At 64.6% G+C, this 17,149-nt stretch carries 14 protein-coding genes; 6 read left to right on the top strand and 8 right to left on the bottom strand.

Going from position 1 to position 17,149, the window contains the following annotated elements:
• Window positions 1-28 precede the first annotated feature (28 nt).
• Complete coding sequence (locus HNO52_RS19305) at window positions 29-319, bottom strand: DUF2782 domain-containing protein (protein ID WP_197566797.1); 291 nt, start codon at window positions 317-319, stop codon at window positions 29-31.
• Window positions 320-478: 159 nt separating this feature from the next.
• Between HNO52_RS19305 and polA the strand changes: the two genes are divergently transcribed.
• Window positions 479-3,262, top strand: coding sequence for a DNA polymerase I (polA, locus tag HNO52_RS19300; RefSeq protein ID WP_197566796.1), 2,784 nt, complete (start codon window positions 479-481; stop codon window positions 3,260-3,262).
• A gap of 103 nt (window positions 3,263-3,365) precedes the next feature.
• On the opposite strand, the gene HNO52_RS19295 is transcribed toward polA, so the two are convergent.
• Window positions 3,366-4,394 (bottom strand): Fe(3+) ABC transporter substrate-binding protein, encoded by a 1,029-nt coding sequence (locus HNO52_RS19295; protein ID WP_197566795.1) that lies wholly within the window; start codon window positions 4,392-4,394, stop codon window positions 3,366-3,368.
• A 260-nt stretch (window positions 4,395-4,654) separates the two neighbouring features.
• On the opposite strand from HNO52_RS19295, the gene HNO52_RS19290 reads away from it, so the two are divergent.
• Window positions 4,655-5,764: an ABC transporter ATP-binding protein gene (locus tag HNO52_RS19290; protein WP_197566794.1), complete on the top strand. Its 1,110-nt coding sequence runs from the start codon at window positions 4,655-4,657 to the stop codon at window positions 5,762-5,764.
• Here the strand turns inward: HNO52_RS19290 and HNO52_RS19285 are convergent.
• From HNO52_RS19285 to dctP, 4 genes are all read right to left on the bottom strand, one after another.
• Window positions 5,758-7,371, bottom strand: a complete 1,614-nt coding sequence (locus HNO52_RS19285) for an ABC transporter permease (protein WP_232090841.1) — start codon at window positions 7,369-7,371, stop codon at window positions 5,758-5,760. The genes HNO52_RS19290 and HNO52_RS19285 overlap by 7 nt on opposite strands.
• A gap of 236 nt (window positions 7,372-7,607) precedes the next feature.
• A complete protein-coding gene (locus HNO52_RS19280; protein ID WP_197566792.1) occupies window positions 7,608-8,936 on the bottom strand; it encodes a TRAP transporter large permease in 1,329 nt (442 codons plus the stop codon).
• Window positions 8,933-9,436 carry a TRAP transporter small permease subunit gene (locus tag HNO52_RS19275; protein ID WP_197566791.1) on the bottom strand — a complete coding sequence of 168 codons (504 nt, stop codon included), beginning with the start codon at window positions 9,434-9,436 and terminating at the stop codon, window positions 8,933-8,935. The genes HNO52_RS19280 and HNO52_RS19275 overlap by 4 nt, the downstream gene beginning before the upstream one ends.
• A 93-nt stretch (window positions 9,437-9,529) precedes the next feature.
• Window positions 9,530-10,642: a TRAP transporter substrate-binding protein DctP gene (dctP, locus tag HNO52_RS19270; protein ID WP_197566790.1), complete on the bottom strand. Its 1,113-nt coding sequence runs from the start codon at window positions 10,640-10,642 to the stop codon at window positions 9,530-9,532.
• Window positions 10,643-11,034: 392 nt separating this feature from the next.
• Between dctP and HNO52_RS19265 the strand changes: the two genes are divergently transcribed.
• Window positions 11,035-13,137, top strand: coding sequence for a tRNA(Met) cytidine acetyltransferase TmcA (locus HNO52_RS19265; RefSeq protein ID WP_197566789.1), 2,103 nt, complete (start codon window positions 11,035-11,037; stop codon window positions 13,135-13,137).
• A gap of 63 nt (window positions 13,138-13,200) precedes the next feature.
• Window positions 13,201-14,667: a beta-Ala-His dipeptidase gene (pepD, locus tag HNO52_RS19260; protein ID WP_197566788.1), complete on the top strand. Its 1,467-nt coding sequence runs from the start codon at window positions 13,201-13,203 to the stop codon at window positions 14,665-14,667.
• A gap of 69 nt (window positions 14,668-14,736) precedes the next feature.
• On the opposite strand, the gene HNO52_RS19255 is transcribed toward pepD, so the two are convergent.
• Window positions 14,737-15,300: a type 1 glutamine amidotransferase domain-containing protein gene (locus tag HNO52_RS19255; RefSeq protein ID WP_197566787.1), complete on the bottom strand. Its 564-nt coding sequence runs from the start codon at window positions 15,298-15,300 to the stop codon at window positions 14,737-14,739.
• 197 nt (window positions 15,301-15,497) lie between these two features.
• Window positions 15,498-15,971 carry a Dps family protein gene (locus HNO52_RS19250; RefSeq protein ID WP_197566786.1) on the bottom strand — a complete coding sequence of 158 codons (474 nt, stop codon included), beginning with the start codon at window positions 15,969-15,971 and terminating at the stop codon, window positions 15,498-15,500.
• A gap of 267 nt (window positions 15,972-16,238) precedes the next feature.
• Here HNO52_RS19250 and HNO52_RS19245 point away from each other — a divergent pair, with 267 nt between their 5' ends.
• Together HNO52_RS19245 and HNO52_RS19240 are read left to right on the top strand one after the other, a co-directional pair.
• Window positions 16,239-16,790: a hypothetical protein gene (locus HNO52_RS19245; RefSeq protein WP_197566785.1), complete on the top strand. Its 552-nt coding sequence runs from the start codon at window positions 16,239-16,241 to the stop codon at window positions 16,788-16,790.
• Window positions 16,790-17,149, top strand: coding sequence for a hypothetical protein (locus HNO52_RS19240; protein ID WP_197566784.1), 360 nt, complete (start codon window positions 16,790-16,792; stop codon window positions 17,147-17,149). Before HNO52_RS19245 ends, HNO52_RS19240 begins: the two co-directional genes overlap by 1 nt.

Here is a 17,149-nt window from a genome sequence, read left to right as displayed (position 1 = left end):
TCACCAGCGATCAACCCCGGTGTGATGGCTAGAAGCGAATCAGCACCCATTGGGGCACTGCGACGCGGTCGCCCTCCTCACGCTCGAAATTGCCGTCGCCGTCGTGGTCGACCAGGAAGTAGCTGGCGCCTTGGCTCGGGCGGATCTCGATGGCGTAGAGCTGGCCGTTGACGCGGTACTCGCGAATGGTTCGATCCTCCTCCTGGCGAATGGTGATGTCGGGTTCGACATCAGCGGAGGATTGGGCCAAGGCAGGCGTGGCCGCCGCCAGGCCGAGGGAAAGCAGTGCTACAACCAGGAAACGGTGATTGACGTTCATGATGGGCTCCCAAGAGCGCAGGCGAAGATCGCTGCCACTGACTCCAGTGTATGACGTTGGACAGCGTGATCCCAACGATGGCGGCAAAAGCGGCGTGCAATGCGTATCATGGCTGATCAGAATTACATTTTCCTGCACAGACCCAACGGATACCGATACATGGCCGACACGCCTATCGTTCTCGTCGATGGTTCCTCCTATCTCTACCGCGCCTTTCACGCCTTGCCGCCGCTGACCACCTCCACGGGCCAGCCCACCGGTGCCATCAAGGGCGTGATCAACATGCTCAAGCGGCTGATCAAGGACTACCCCGACAGCCCCATGGCGGTGGTGTTCGACGCCAAGGGCAAGACCTTCCGCGACGAGCTGTTCGAGGAGTACAAGGCGCAGCGTCCGCCGATGCCCGACGACCTGCGTGGCCAGGTGGAGCCGCTCTACGACTGCGTCCGCGCGCTGGGGCTGCCGCTGCTGTGCGTCGAGGGCGTCGAGGCCGACGATGTCATCGGCACGCTGGCCCGGCTCGCCACCGAGGCCGGGCGCGACGCGGTGATCTCCACGGGTGACAAGGACATGGCGCAGTTGGTCAATGGCCATATTACCCTGGTCAACACGATGAAGGACGAGACCCTCGACGTGGACGGGGTCAAGGCCAAGTTCGGCCTGCCGCCGGAGCTGATCATCGACTTCCTGGCGCTGATGGGCGACAAGGTGGACAACATTCCCGGGGTGCCGGGCGTGGGCGAAAAGACTGCGCTGGGCCTGCTGCAGGGCGTGGGTGGAGGGCTGGATGCCATCTATGCCGACCTGGACAAGGTCAGGACGCTCGTCTTCCGCGGTGCCAAGACCTTGCCCAAGAAGCTCGACGAACATCGCGAGATGGCTTACCTCTCGTACCAGTTGGCCACCATCAAGACCGACTGCGAGCTGCCGGTGGGGCTCGACGACCTCGACATCGCCCACCCCGACCGCGAGGCGCTCAAGCGCCTCTATACCGAGCTCGAATTCAAGGCCTGGCTCTCCGAGCTGCTGGCCGGCAAGGACGAGGGCGTCGACGACGTCGAGCGTGGGGCGGGGGTGGCGGGAACGGCGGCGGCGGGCAATGTCGATTCCGACACACCGCCGGCAAGCGTAGCGGCGTGCCAGAACCACCTGATCCTGACCCAGGCGGAACTCGACGAGTGGCTGGCCCGACTCGATGCCTGCGAGGCCTTCTGCTTCGACCTCGAGACCAACAGCCTCAACTACATGGACGCCGAGATCGTCGGCGTGGGGCTGGCGCTGAATCCCGGCGAGGCGGCCTACGTACCGCTCGCCCATGATTACATCGACGTGCCCGACCAGCTCGATCGGGCAAGCGTGCTGGCATCGCTGAAGCCGCTGCTGGAAGATCCCTGCCGCGGCAAGATCGGCCAGAACCTGAAATACGACATCTCGGTGCTGGCCAACTACGACATTCAGGTGCGCGGGCCGCTGACCGATACCATGCTCGAGTCCTACGTGCTCAACTCCACGGCCACCCGTCACGACATGGACTCGCTGGCGCTGAAGTACCTCGGCCAGAAGACGGTGAGCTTCGAGGAGATCGCCGGCAAGGGCGCCAAGCAGCTTACCTTCAACCAGATCGACTTCGAGCAGGCCGTGCCGTACGCCTGCGAGGACGTCGACGTCACCCTGCGCCTGCACTGCGAACTGCGTCCGCGCATCGAGGCGGAAGGTCGCCTGGCCGAAGTGCTCGACACCATCGAGCGCCCGCTGATCCCGGTGCTGTCGCGCATCGAACGCACTGGGGTGGCGATCGACGCCACGCGTCTGCATGCGCAGAGCCAGGAGCTCGAAGGGCGCATCCAGGAACTCGAGACGCGCGCCTTCGAGCTGGCCGGGCGCGAGTTCAATCTCGGTTCGCCCAAGCAGCTCGGTGAAATCCTGTTCGACGAGCAGAAGATCCCGGTGATCAAGAAGACGCCCAAGGGCGCACCCTCCACCGCCGAGGCGGTGCTCGAGGAGCTGGCGCTGGACTACCCGCTACCCAAGGTGATCATGGAGCATCGCGGCCTGGCCAAGCTCAAGTCGACCTATACCGACAAGCTGCCGCGGCTGGTCAACAAGCGCACCGGGCGACTGCACACCAGCTATCACCAGGCGGTCGCCGCCACCGGGCGCCTGTCGTCGTCCGACCCCAACCTGCAGAACATTCCCATCCGTACCGAGGAGGGGCGCAGGATACGCCAGGCGTTCATTGCCCGGCCCGGCTATCGCATCGTCGCCGCCGACTACTCGCAGATCGAGCTGCGCATCATGGCCCACCTCTCCGGCGACCAGGGGCTGCTCTCGGCCTTCGCCGAGGGGCGCGACATCCACACCGCCACCGCGGCCGAAGTCTTCGGCGTGGCGCTGGAGAAGGTCTCGGGCGAGCAGCGGCGCAGTGCCAAGGCGATCAACTTCGGGCTGATCTACGGCATGAGCGCTTGGGGTCTGGGCAAACAGCTGCGCATCGAGCGCAGCCAGGCGCAGACCTACATCGATCGCTACTTCGACCGCTATCCGGGCGTCGCCCGCTACATGGACCGCATCCGCGCCCAGGCCGCCGAGGACGGTTTCGTCGAGACCGTGTTCGGCCGCCGGCTCTACCTGCCCGAGATCCGCGCCCAGAACCACGCCCGGCGCCAGGCCGCCGAGCGCACCGCGATCAACGCGCCGATGCAGGGCACCGCGGCGGACATCATCAAGCGCGCCATGATCGAGGTCGACGGCTGGCTGCAGGGCAGCGGCTTCGACGCCTGCATGGTGATGCAGGTCCACGACGAGCTGGTGTTCGAGGTCGGCGAGGGCCAGGTGGGCGAATTCATCGGCGAGGTGAAGTCGCGCATGCAGGCCGCCGCCGAGCTCAGCGTGCCACTGATCGTCGAGGCCGAGAGTGGCGTCAACTGGGACGAGGCGCACTGATCCTCGCTCGTGACTCAGCTCTCTCCTTCACCACCCAGGGATTGAATGAAAAACGCCACCGCGGCTGCGGTGGCGTTTTCGGTTCGAGCTTGTCAGCTCAGGCTTAGCGCCAGCCGACGCGATCGAAGATACGGATCGCTTCCGGGTTGTTCTCGCCCAGCACATTGACGTTGAGGTCATCCTTCTTGAACTCGCCCCAGGATTCCAGGGTCTCGCTCATCTTCACGCCCTCGACCACGGGGAACTCGTAGTTGCCGGCGGAAAATATCTCCTGGGCCTCGTCGGAAGCCAGGAACTCAAGGAAGCGAATCGCGTTCTCGCGGTTGGGGGCGCCTTCGACTACGCCGGCGCCACCGACGTTGACATGAGTGCCGCGGTCGTCCTGGTTGGGGAACACGATGCCGACTTTCTCGGCCACTTCGCGGTCGGCGGCTTCCTCGGATTGGAGCAGGCGCACGTAGTAGTAGTGGTTGGCCACGGCCAGGTCGCACTCACCGGCTGCCACTGCCTTGATCTGGTCGGTGTCGCCGCCTTCGGGATCGCGCGCCATGTTGTCGACCACGCCCTGGGCCCACTCTTCGGCCCCTTCCACGCCGTGGTGCTTGATCAGTGAGGCCAGCAGCGACTGGTTGTAGATGTTGCTCGAGGAGCGGATACACACCTCGCCTTCCCAGCGCGGATCGGTCAGCTCCTCGTAGGAGGTAATCTCGCTGGGATCGACATTCTCGGGATTGTAGAAGATGGCGCGCACGCGCTGACTGAAGCCGAACCACTTGCCCTCGGGGTGGCGCATGGCATCCGGCAGACGCTCGGCGAGCACCTCGGACTCGACGCTCTGGAAGATGCCATCCTGCTCGGCACGCCACAGGCGGCCGGCATCCACGGTGATCAGCACGTCGGCGGGGCTGGCCACGCCCTCGCGCTGGATGCGCTCGATCAGCTGGTCGGAGTCGCCCTCGAGAAGATTGACCTCAATGCCGGTCTCCTCGGTGAAAGCCTGGTAGAGCTTCTCGTCGGAGTCGTAGTGGCGGGCCGAGTAGAGGTTGATTTCCTCGGCGACGGCGGTGGATGCCAGTGCGGAGCTTGCCAGCACGGCGGCAAGCGGAGCGACGAGACGATGGCGGTGGGTCATGGTTGCACCTCGAGAGCCTGACGTAACAGTTTTTGGGGTAATGATAATACGTTGCATTACGTTGAGCGCTATTGAAGCCTTTTGTGAAGAAGTCGTCAAGCCTCACGCAAGTAGCCCTGGCTTGCGGGCTGCGGTGAAGCTGACCGGGAGCAAGAGAATGCGAAAAAATTGCCAAATGCGAGTTAATTCCAAACGTATTTGCTGGACATTTCGGGTAGGATGAAAGTAGCCATTTCCCCTCGGATCATGTCGCCTGTTCTATGACTAGCCAATCGAAGCCAACGGAAGTCGGACACGCTCCCTACCGCCAGACCACCGCGTTGACCATGGAGGGGGTACACCACACCTTCGGCAGTCTGGCTGCCGTGCGTGGTGTCGACCTGGACGTGGCTCCCGGCGAGGTCGTCTGCCTGCTGGGGCCGTCGGGCTGCGGCAAGACAACTCTGCTGCGTATAGCGGCGGGGCTCGAGGTGCTGCAGCAGGGGCGAGTGTCCCTCAACGGCGGCGAGATCGCCGTGCCCAACGGGCGCCATGTACCGCCGGAGAAGCGCAACGTCGGCCTGGCGTTCCAGGATTCGGCGCTGTTTCCGCATCTCACGGTCATCGAGAACGTCACCTTCGGGCTGAAGGGCGAGCCGCCGCGGCAGCGCCGTGAGCGGGCGCTGACCCTGCTCGAACAGCTGGGCATGGCTGCCTATGCCGAATCCTACCCGCACATGCTTTCCGGCGGGCAGCAGCAACGCGTTGCGCTGGCCCGCGCCCTGGCTCCGACCCCGCAGCTGATGCTGCTCGACGAGCCCTTTTCCAGCCTCGATGCGCGACTGCGCGACCGCATCCGCGACGATACCCTGCACGTGCTCAAGAAGGTCGGCGCCGCCACTCTGCTGGTGACCCACGACCCCGAAGAGGCCATGTTCATGGCCGACCGCATCGCTCTGATGCGCGACGGGCGTATCGTGCAGATGGGCACACCCAGGGAACTCTACTGTGCACCCTGCGATCCCTTCGTCGTGGCGTTCTTCGGTGAGGTTAACGAGCTGAGCGGTACGGTGCAGGGCGGCCGTGTGCAGACACCGGTAGGGCCGGTGGAGGCCGGTTGGCTACCCGAAGGGAGCCAGGCACTGGTGATGATCCGTCCCGAGGCGCTGCGCATCACCGAGCACTTCGAGCCGACGCCGGAGCATCGCTACAGCCATGTAGTCATGGCCAAGCTGCTCGGGCGCAGCAGCTTGCTGCATATCTGTGCTCACGGTGCGGATGGCAGCGAAGCCCACCTGCATGCCAGGGTGCCCGGCGTTTTCCTGCCAGCCGAGGGACAGCGCGTGGACATCCACCTCGACCTCTCCCAGGTCTTCGTCTTCGCTCAGTGATGGTTGCCTGAACCAGGGCGCGAACGGCGCATGGCCATGCTCAGCAGGATCACCGGAACGATGCCGACGGCGACGATGGCCAATGATGCCGTCGAGGCCTCGGCGAGGCGTTCGTCCGAGGCCAGGCTATAGGCTCTTACCGCCAGGGTATCGAAATTGAAGGGGCGCAGGATGATGGTCGCCGGCAGTTCCTTCATCACATCGACGAAGACCAGAATGCCTGCAGCAATCAGGCTGCCGCGCATGATCGGCGTGTGCACGCGCTTGAGCGTGCCGGCCGGCGTCTGGCCGAGGGTGCGCGAGGCGGCGTCCATGCTCGGCGTCACCTTGCCCAGGCTGGCCTCCACGGTATTGAACGACACTGCCAGGAAACGTACCACGTAGGCATATACCAGGATGAACGCCGAGCCGCTGAAGATCAGCCCGACGATCTTGCCGTAGTGGACGTGCAGCCAGGTATTGACGGTATTGTCGAGCCAGGCGAAGGGAATCAGGATACCTACCGCGATTACCGAGCCGGGAATCGCATAGCCCATCGAGGCGATCCGCGTGGCGATTCGCGTCAGCGGGCTATCGTGTAGGCGTACCCCATAGCTCAGGATGACCGCCAGGCCCACTGCAATCAGCGAGGCGATGACGGCCAGCATCAGGCTGTTCCAGGCGAAGTCGAAAAACCGAGTGCCGAACAGGGCATCGCCCTTGGCAACGGCCATCTGCAGCAGCAGTCCACTGGGAATCAAAAAGCCGATGAGCACCGGCAGGGCGCAGGCCGTGAAGGCCGCTGTGGCCCGCCAGCCGCGCAGTCGATACTCGGGCAACTGCTGGTAGCGACCGGTGGTATGGAAATACCGGCGCTTGCCGCGCGACCAGCGTTCCAGCAGTACCAGTGCGATAACGAACAGCAACAGGCAGGCGGCGAGCTGGGCAGCAGCGACCTGCTCTCCCAGGCCGAACCAGGTGCGGTAGATACCGGTGGTGAAGGTATCGACGCCGAAGAACTGCACTGCGCCGAACTCGTTGAGGGTTTCCATCAGTACCAGCGAGACGCCGCCGACGATGGCCGGACGTGCCAGTGGCACGGCCACGCTGACGAACAGGTTCCACGGACCGCGCCCCAGCGTACGCCCGACGTCGAGCACACATACCGACTGCTCCAGGAACGCTGCCCGGGCCAGCAGATAAACGTAGGGATACAGTACCAGAGTGATCAGCGTGGCGGCACCGCCCAGCGAGCGAATATCGGGGAAGAAGTAGTCGCCATGCCCCCAGTCGAAGAGTTCGCGCAGCCAGCTCTGCAAGGGGCCGGCGTATTGCAGAAAGTCGGTATAAGCGTAGGCGATCACATAGGTAGGCACGGCCAGTGGCAGCAGCAGAGCCCATTCGAAGACTCGTCGCCCCGGAAAGCGGCACATGACGACCAGCCAGGCGGTGCCGGTGCCGATCACCATGCTGCCGAGCCCCACCGTAACGGCGAGATAGAAGGTGTTGCCCAGGTAACGACCCAGCACCGTGCTGGCCAGGTGCTGCCAGACACCCTGTGTCGGCATCACGACATGCGCCATGACCACGATGACCGGCAGAGCGACGACGAGCGCCACGCCCAGCATCAACAGGGTCCAAGGGCTCAGGCGGCGAGACAGGGAAATAAGGCCGGTGGTCGCGGATCGGAACAAGCGGGAACTCCTTCACTGGCCGGCGCGGCGGCGCAGTAATGCGAGGCGGTAGCGGCCGAAAATGATACCAGTTGCCGCGTGCGGCTGCAGCTTGCCCTAACTGACCGGCATCAAGGAAAAGCGCCCACAGCTTGTGATGTGGGCGCTAAATCCAAATCCGTGCACGGTATTCAGCTACCCAGCAGCATCGCCGGCAGGCCCGTCACCAGTACCGGGAAGAATGCCATCAGCACGCAGGCCAGCACAATCAGCGCCACGAAGGGGATGACGGCCCGGTAGAGATCCAGCGTCTCGACTCCTGGCGGGGCGACGCCTTTCAGGTAGAACAGCGCGTAGCCGAACGGCGGTGTGAGGAAAGAGGTCTGCAGCACCACGGCCACCATGACCACGAACCACAGGATATCCACGCCCATGCTGTCGACGATCGGCAGCATGATCGGGAAGCTGAGCAGCACGATACCGGTCCAGTCGAGAAACATGCCGAGGATGAAGACCAGGAACAGCATCAGGATCAGCGCCCCGGTGGTGCCGCCGGGCATCGCCATGACCACCTCGTGAATGACCTGCATGCCGCCGCCGCGCGAAAAGACGCCGGTGAAGGCCGTGGCGCCTACTAGCACAAGCATCACCATGGTCGTGGTCTTGCTGGCATCGATCAGGGTGCGGTAGCAGGTCGATGCCTTGCGGTCGCCGAAGATCAAGAACAGCACGAAGGCGATGAACACGCCGATGGCCGAGGCCTCGGTGGCGGTGGCGATACCGGCGAACAGCGACCCCAGGACACCCAGAATCAGAGCCATCGGCGGCAGCACGTACTTGAGCAGCATGACCATCAGCTCGCCGGTGGAGACGTCGGCGCGCTCCTCGGCCGGCACCGGCGGACCGTAGCTGGGTTTGAAGTGGCAGATTACCAGCACGTAGAGGGCATACATCACGCCGAGCATCACGCCGGGCACCAGGGCGCCGGCGAAGAGAGCACCCACCGAGACCGGCGAATAGCTGGCCATCAGGATCAGCATGATGCTGGGCGGGATCAGGATACCGAGGCAGCCGCTGGCCATGATCACGCCGGTGCTGAGCTCCTTGTTGTAGGAGTACTTGAGCATCGGCACCAGTGCGATCATACCCATTACCGCGATGGAGGCGCCGACGATGCCGGTGGTGGCCGCCAGCAGCACCGAGACGATGACCACGGTCAGCGCCAGGCCGCCACGCAGGTTGGCGAGCAGCAGGCGCATCGACTCGAACATCTTCTCGGTGACGCCGGAGTCGTTGAGGAAGCGTGCCATCAAGACGAACAGGGGAATGGCGACCAGGACGTAGTTGTCCATGGCGTTACCATAGATGTTGTTGATCAGCGTGCCGGTCACTTTGATGCCGGGGCCGAACAGCGCTCCGAGCACCGCTACGCCGCCCAGCACGAAGGCCAGCGGATGACCCATGAACAGCCCGACGAGCAGGCCGCCGAACATGAAGAAGGTGAGCATTTCGGGGCTCATGCTGGCTCCTCCCGGTTCAGTTCCTGAACGGCGCGGATGACGATGGCGATGGCCTGCAGCAGGATCAGCGCGGCGGCTACCACGATCACGCCCTTAACCGGATAGACGGGGATGGCGATCATGCCGTAGGTGGTTTCGCTGCGGCTGAAGGAGCGCTCGAAGAAGTTCCAGCCGTAGGTGAGCAGCATCCAGATGAACGGAATGAAGAAGATCAAGTAACCGAGAATATCGATGAGGGCTCGTTTACGCCGCGACAGCAGGCGCTTGAGTACATCCACCTCGACATGCGCGTGGTGGCGCAGACCGTAGGCGGCCATCAGCATGAAGTGTGCGCCGAACAGCATCTTGGTGACATCGAAGGCCCAGTCGCTGGGACGCCCGATGAGGAAGCGCATGGCGATGTCGTAGATCACGATCAGGGTGATCACGGCGAGTAGCGGGGCGATCAAACGTCCGAACCCCTCGTTAAGGGCATCGATGGCCCTGGCAATGGCATTCATGATGAGGATCTCGGAATCGGTCAGGGTAGAGGCGGATTGGCGTATCGTCGTGAGGCGAGAAGGGTGGGCCGCAGGCGGCCCACCCTGATCCGCTTACTGATTCATGCAGGACTCGATCTCCTCCAGCGGGGGAAGATTTTCGGTTACGCGGCTCATGTTGTAAGGCACCGAAACATCGCGCCAGTTTGCGTAGTGCTCCATATAGCTGATCATGGAGTGGTAGACCTTGGCGTGCATCGGATCCTCGCAAGCGCCCTGGATGATGACCTCGTTGGTGATCTCCTGAATACGGGCCAGGTCCTCCTCGGATAGCTGGTTGATCTCGGTGCCATCCTCGATGAACTTGACCGTACCCTCGGTGGATTCGCGCTCCGACCAGGCCAATGACCAGGCCAGGTTGGCCTCGGCGGCGATCTTCAGCTTCTCCTGGGTCTCCTCGGAGAGAGCGTCCCAGGCGTCCTTGTTGATCATTACGCCGAATACGCTGGCGGACTGGTGCCAGCCCGGTACGGACCAGTAGTCGGCGACCTCGTTGAAGCCGGCCTTGTAGTCGACTCCGGGCGTGGAGAACTCGGCACCGTCGACGACGCCACGCTCGATGGCCTGGTAGATTTCGCCGCCCGCCAGGGTGACCTGGGAACCGCCCAACTGCTCGAGTACGCGACCCTGATCGCGGCCGGAGAGGCGCAGGCGCTTGCCCTCCAGGTCGGCGATGCTCTCGATCGGCGTGCCGCCGCGGAAGCCGGATTCGTTATTGGTGATGCCGTAGGGCAGGTAGACCATGTTGTACTGGCCATAAACCTCTTGATAGAGCTCCCAGCCACCCCACTGCATGATCCAGTTGAGGTAGTCAACGCCATTGAACAGGCTGGTGGTGGTGGCCAGTGGCGAGAAGGCCGGGGAGAGGCCGGCCCAGTAGCCGGGCCAGTCGCCTGCGGCCTCGATGCTGCCGGTCTCGGTGGCGTCGAACACTTCGGTGCCGGGCATCAGCGTGCCGCCGGCGCGAAACTCGATCTGCAGCTCGTCGCCGGCCAATTGGTTGACCAGCTCCACCCAGTGGCGGTCGATCTCGATCAGATCCAGGTTGTCCGGCCAGGTGGTGGTCATGGTCCACTGTTCCTGTGCCTGGGCGGAGGAGGCGAAGGCTGCCAGGGCGATGCCGGCAGCCAGACCGGTGAGGGCGAACTGCGTCTTCGTTTTTTTCATGTTGTGCTCCCTTATTGTGTCTTGTTGTATTGCCGCGTAAGAAGCGCCGTGCCGACGTGCACGGGAGGCGCCCGGGCCACTGCGATCACTGCTATGGCCGCTCGGCAAACATCGACAAGCTAGCATGCTGCATTGAGGGAATCGATAGGGCGCCGAGGTGAGGCATCGACTTCAGTCGGGATGCTTTTCCATCAACCACTGCGAGATGGGGTAAATCCACGACACGATGCGCCTTTATTCGCAAGTTTTCTGTTAATTACGACGTTAGGCAAATGGCGATCTAGATAACAGAATAGACTAAAGTTATATGCAGCTGGGTGCTATAGCAGCGATTTGTCATGACCGAGAGGTCAGGAGGGCCATTTGCGGATATCGAAACGGGAGCACGAAAGATGACCGAGACGGCAGCTGCACAGAGCCTCAACGACTGGCGCAAGCGGCTGCAAGCTTGCGGCTGGCGTGGCCTGGTCTGGCTGGTCGGGGCTCCCGAGACGTCCCGCCGCCAGGCTTCCGCCCTGTGGCAGGCGCATGACTGGTTGATGCCTTGCTGGGTATCGCCGATATCGCCCGAGGCACCATTCGACGAGGCTTGGCTGCCTCCCGCCAAAGCCAGGATGCGGCTGGGTGGCGAGCACGACTTGATCGTGTTCGATGCCGCCTCGCCGGAGGCCGGCTTCGATGCGGATGCCTTCGGTGCCCTGAGCGGCACTCTGCGTGCCGGTGGCCTGCTGGTACTGCTGACGCCGCCACATGCTGCGGCTACCAGCCGCTACATGGCCCGCCTGTGTCGGCGGCTGTCGCAGGCCGCCGGCGTGGTGCGCTGGCCGGCGGGCGGTCCTCCTCTACTGCCCGAGCTTGGCGCGTCACAACCCCGCTCGGGTCGTGTCAGTAATGATCCGGACTGCCTGACGTCCGACCAGGCCGAGGCCGTGAGGCGCCTGGTCGGCCTGCGTCGTCGTCGTCCGCTGGTCCTCACCGCCGACCGCGGCCGAGGCAAGAGCGCGGCGCTCGGCATTGCCTGCGCGCGCCTGATGGAGGCGCGCCAGGAGAGAATCTGGGTGACGGCACCGCGCCCCGAGGCGGTCGTGGCACTATTCGATCGCCTGGAGGCGCTGTGCCGGCTGGGCCGGCGCGAAGGCAATCGCTTCGTCGACCCCCGGGGCGGGTGCGTGGAGTTCATCGCACCCGATGAGCTGAGCGCCAGGGTCGAGCGCGGCGAGGCCGGCGGCCAGGGCAGCTGGTTGCTGGTGGATGAGGCCGCCGCCATTCCCGCGGCCATGCTGGGGCAGTGGCTCGCGGCCTTTCCGCGCATCGCTTTCGCCACTACCGTGTACGGCTACGAGGGCTCCGGGCGCGGTTTCGCCTTGCGCTTTCGCCAACGGCTCGAGCGGCAGGCCCCCGACTGGCGTGAATTTCACCTGGCGGCGCCGGTGCGCTGGACCGAGGGCGATCCGCTTGAGCGGCTGGTCAGCGACCTGCTGCTGCTCGATGCCGAACCGCCCCCGCCCATGGCCGCAGCGACACTGGAGACAGTGCGCTGGCAGCGCCCGGCACTTGCCGCCGATGAGGCGGCCCTGGGCGAGATATTCGGTCTGCTGGTGCAGGCGCACTATCGCACCACGCCGGCCGATCTGCAGCGGCTGCTCGACGAGCCGGGGCTCAACGTCACGACCCTGACCGATGGCGCCCATACCCAGGCCGTTGCGGTGTGTGCCGAGGAGGGGGGCTTCGAGCCCGAGTTGGCCGAGCGGGTGGCACGGGGCGAGCGCCGCCTGCCCGGCCATCTGCTGGCGCAATCGCTGGCTGCCCATGCCGGTTCCCGCGAGGCGCTGACGGCACGCCTGCGTCGCGTGCAACGCATTGCGGTGAATCCACAGCATCGTTGTCAGGGGCTGGGGCGGCGGTTGCTGGAACATGAACGCAAGATTGCGCGCGAGGCGGGCATCGACCTGCTGGGAGCCAGCTTCGGTGCCGAACCGGGACTGCTGTCGTTCTGGCAGTCATTGGGTTTTCGCGCCGTGCGGTTGGGCTTGTCGCGGGAGACCTCCACCGGTGAATACGCCGTCATGGTCGTCGCTCCGCTCTCTCCCGGGGGAGAGACGCTGGCCGAGACGTTGACGGAACGCTTTCAGCGGCTGTTGCCCGCCCTGCTGGCCTTCGAGCTGGCCGAGCTCGATCCCCAGGTGGCGCTGGCGCTGCTGGCCGAAGGGATGCCTGAGCCCTTGAGCGATGGTGAGCGCAGCGATATCTTCGATGTCGCCCATGGTCATCGCGAACCCGCCCTGGTGCGCCCTGCCCTGCAGGGGCTGGTGCAACGTGCGGCAACGGCGGGGTGTCGCGATGACGAGCTTGCCTGGTTGGCCGCCTGGGCCTTCCAGGGTCGCGACATGGCCTGGTTGGCGGCCCGCTCCGGTGCCAAGGGGAGGCGTCAGGTCATGGATCGTCTGCGTAGTGTCGTGGCCCGCTTTCTCGATGGCGACCCGGCCATGTTCTGAGCGGGCTTTTCCCGGCGCCAGCGGCCGGGTAAGGTAGCCCGGTTATCCTTACGCAGACGGATCATGAACGAACATCTCGAGCAACTCACGCCGCAGCCGCTGTGGCGCCACTTCCGCACCCTGTGCAATACGCCGCGGCCTTCGGAACACGAGGCCGAGCTGGTGGCCATTCTCGAGCAGTGGGCCGAGCGGCACGGGCTTGCCCACGACCGCGACGACTTCGGCAACCTGCGTATTCGCAAGCCGGCCACACCCGGACACGAGGCCGCCCCGGGCATCATTCTGCAGGGACATCTCGACATGGTGGCCCAGGCCAACGCCGACCATCCCCACGACTTTGCCCGCGACCCGATCGAGACCTACATCGATGAGGGCTGGCTGAAGGCCCGGCACACCACGCTGGGTGCCGACAATGGCCTCGGCGTGGCGGCGGCGTTGGCGCTCCTTGAGGACGCAACGCTGGTTCACGGTCCGCTGGAAGCACTGTTCACCCTCGAGGAGGAATCATCGATGGGCGGCGCATTGCAGTTGGCCGAGAATTGGCTCGAGGGTGGCGTGCTGCTCAATCTGGACTCGGAAGACCGCGGCGAAGTGTTCATCGGCTGCGCCGGCGGTGCAGACATCGTGGTCGAGGCCCAACTGCCCACGGCGAAACCGGGAGCCGACGAAGTCGCTGTGCAGCTCTCCCTGACTGGGCTGGTCGGAGGTCACTCGGGCATCGACATACATCGCGGTCGCGGCAATGCCAACCGCCTGCTGGTCCGAGTGCTGCGGGTGCTGGAGGCTTATGACATCCGCCTGGTCAGCTATCGTGGCGGCACTCTGCGCAACGCCATCCCGCGCGAGGCTTTCGCCACCTTGGTACTGCCCGCCGATGAGGTCAGTGCTGCCCAGAGCCGCGTGGCGGCGCTGGAGCAGGTGCTGCGCGGCGAGCTGGCAGGGGTCGACGAGAACCTGTCGCTGAGCATGACGCCGCTCGAGGCTGAGCCCGCCCAAGCGCTCAATGGCCATGCCAGCCACATGCTGCTGGCGGCGCTCAACGTGGCGCCCTACGGCGTGGAGCGCATGAGCAGCACGGTGCCCGGCGTGGTGGAAACCTCCAACAACCTTGGCGTGGTGAGCCTCGACGCGGGCCGTTTTCATCTCTGTGCCCTGGTGCGCTCGCTGCGGGACACCGCGGTGGAGGCCATGGCCGACCGCTTCCGCGGCCTGTTCGATCTCATCGGTGCGCGTACCCGGGTCGAGAATGCCTATCCCGGCTGGACGCCGGCGCCCGACAGCGCCTTGCTGGCGCGCTTTTGTCGTCTGCATCGTCAGCACGTGGGTAGCGAGCCGGCGGTCAAGGTGATTCACGCGGGGCTTGAGTGCGGCATCTTGGCCGGCAAGTACCCTGGGCTCGAGATGATCTCGTTCGGCCCATCGATCCGCGGGGCGCATTCGCCCGACGAGCGGGTGGAGCTGAGTTCGGTGGAGGAGTTCTGGGAGTTGTTGCGGGCTTTGGTTGAAGATCTGGCCAGCGACTCAGCGTAGCAAGGCGCCGGAACCTCGTATAAACGCCGCCCGCCAAGGGCGGGCGGCGGCAGATGAGGCGTCGCTGCCTCAGGCGTGCTGGTGGCTGTGCTTGCCTTCGGCGATCTCCTCGACGAGCTTGCTGCAGAATGCCTCGAGATCGTCGGGCTTGCGGCTGGTGACCAGGCCGCTATCGACCACGACTTCCTGGTCGACCCATTCGGCTCCGGCGTTGCGCAGGTCCTGTTCCACCGAGGGGTAGGATGTCATGCGGCGGCCCTTGGCGACACCGGCATTGATCAACACCCAGGGGGCATGGCAAATCGCGCCGACCGGCTTGTGAGCTTCGAAGAAACGCCGAGTGAATGATAGCGCCTGCTGGTTCTGGCGCAGGGCATCGGGGTTGAACAGCCCGCCGGGAAGCTCCAGCGCGTCGTAGTCTTCGGCATTGACCTGATCCAGGTGGCGGTCGACGTCGTAGGAGGGACCCCAGTCGGTCTTCGCCCAGGCGCGGATGCTGTCCTTGTCCGGCGCGATCACGTGCACCGTAGCGCCCTCGCGCTCGAGTGCCGCCTTGGGCTCGCTGAGCTCCGACTCCTCGAAACCGTCGGTGGCCAGAATGGCCACGGTCTTGCCTTTCAGCTTCTCGCTCATGAGCTACCTCCTTGCAAGCAGTGTTTGCTGGCTCCGCCAGCGTGATTGGCGAGTCGCGTCTGTGTACCCTTGATAGGGTTGTAGCGGATGGCGTCGAGGACAAGGGGGAGAATGTTGCGAATCGTCAAGCTGACTGTCGGCGTATGATCATGAGGGCACAGGGAGCCGAGCGATGCCCGGCTCCGCCAGAGTGACGCTCAGCCCAGGTAGGCGTTGAGCATCCAGACGGTCTTCTCCTGCTCGCGGATATAGTCGCCGGCCTGGGCGGCGGTTCCCTCGTCGTCAGCGTCCGAGGCGGTCGAAAGCAGGTCGCGCTGCAGCTCGATCAGGGTCTGGTAGCCCTTGAGTACGCCGCGTACACAGGCCTTGCCGTCATACACATCCTTGTCCTCGCGGATCTGGGCCATCGAGACATAGTCGCTGTAGGCGTGCACCGGCTTGTGTCCCAGGGTCAGGATGCGCTCGGCCACTTCGTCGACCTTGGTCAACAGGTCGGTATAGAACTCCTCGAACTTGGCGTGCAGCTCGAAGAACTGCGGACCCTTCACGTTCCAGTGATAGCCGCGCACGTTCATGTAGAAGACCTGATAGTTCGCCAGCAGGATGTTGAGCTTCTCGGCGAGCTGGTTGGCGCTGCCTTGATGCAGGCCGATGGCGTTGGTGTCGCTCATGTGCGTTCTCCTTGTCGTGTGCGAATGTGTTGTAGCCAAGTCTAAGGCCTCGATGGAGGTCACTTAAGCAATATCTGACCATGGTTGCGATAGACTAGGTGCATGATGGTTCGGCCATGGTCGCTGTCAAGGCGCTACGCGCTCGTGTCGCGCCTGCGATTCGACGCTCGGGAACCCTTGGGCTCCCTGGGGCTCTCAACGCAACAGAGCGACCTTGCAAGGTGGGCCGGGCTGAGTAATTGCAGCCAATGACACAGGAGAACTTCCATGCGTCTGTGGTGGATGATGCCCGGCCTGGCCTTGCTGGCGGGCTGCCAGACGACGCCGTCGGCACTGCCTTCGGCAGAGCCGCGGCCCGCAGCCGAGTGCCGCTGGGAAGCCGGTAGTATCGAATCTCGCGAGTGGGTGCGCCGTGCCCTCGACGCGCTGGAGGCGAAAGATTTCGTCGTGCGCGATACCGAGCTGGCGCTGGGGGTGGTCAGTGCCGAGCGCACACGGACCATTCCGGGCTACGGCGACCGCTACGACAGCTGGGAGCGAACCGGTTTCTTCGGCGGCTTCGGCCTGGGCGGCGGCCGTGGCGTATCTACCGGCGTGATGATCGGCTTCGGCGGTGCAGGCGGCAGCATCACCCAGGATGCCACTCAGCTCGAACGTGTCTCGGTCGTCGCCGACGAGGGTTGGGTGCGGGTCAGTCGCGACATTCAGGTGATCGACTGGCGGGGCGAGCTGCGCGAGACGCGAAGTGGCAGCGATACCGCTTTCTGCAGTTCGCTACGCCAGGCCATGCAAGCCGCCCCGGCGAGGGAGGAGCTCTGATGCGTGGTCTTGTCATTGTGCTGTTGCTCGTCGCTCTGTCGGGCTGTGCCACCACCATGCAGCCACCGGAACCACGCGAACTGACGCTGGCGGCGGCACCCGAAGCGACCCTGCAGGAAATCGTCGGCCTGCTGATGGAGGAGGGCTATGTGATTCGCCATGCCGATGCCGAGCTGGGGCGCGTCGAGGCGGTGCTTGCTCGCTGGCCGGGCTACCGGGTTCGCGCCGAAGTGACGCCAATAGGCCAAGGCGCCCGGGCATCGCTGACGGCGACCCGGGGTGGCATACCGCTGCCTCCACACCTGCTCGACCCGCTGTTGGCCGAACTGCAGCGCCGGCTGGGGCTGGCACCGCGTTGA

The organism is Halomonas sp. MCCC 1A13316, assembly GCF_014931605.1.
Lineage (GTDB): Bacteria > Pseudomonadota > Gammaproteobacteria > Pseudomonadales > Halomonadaceae > Halomonas.
The sequence above is the reverse complement of the archived record's forward strand: the minus strand, read 5'-3'. Positions and strand labels throughout refer to the sequence as shown.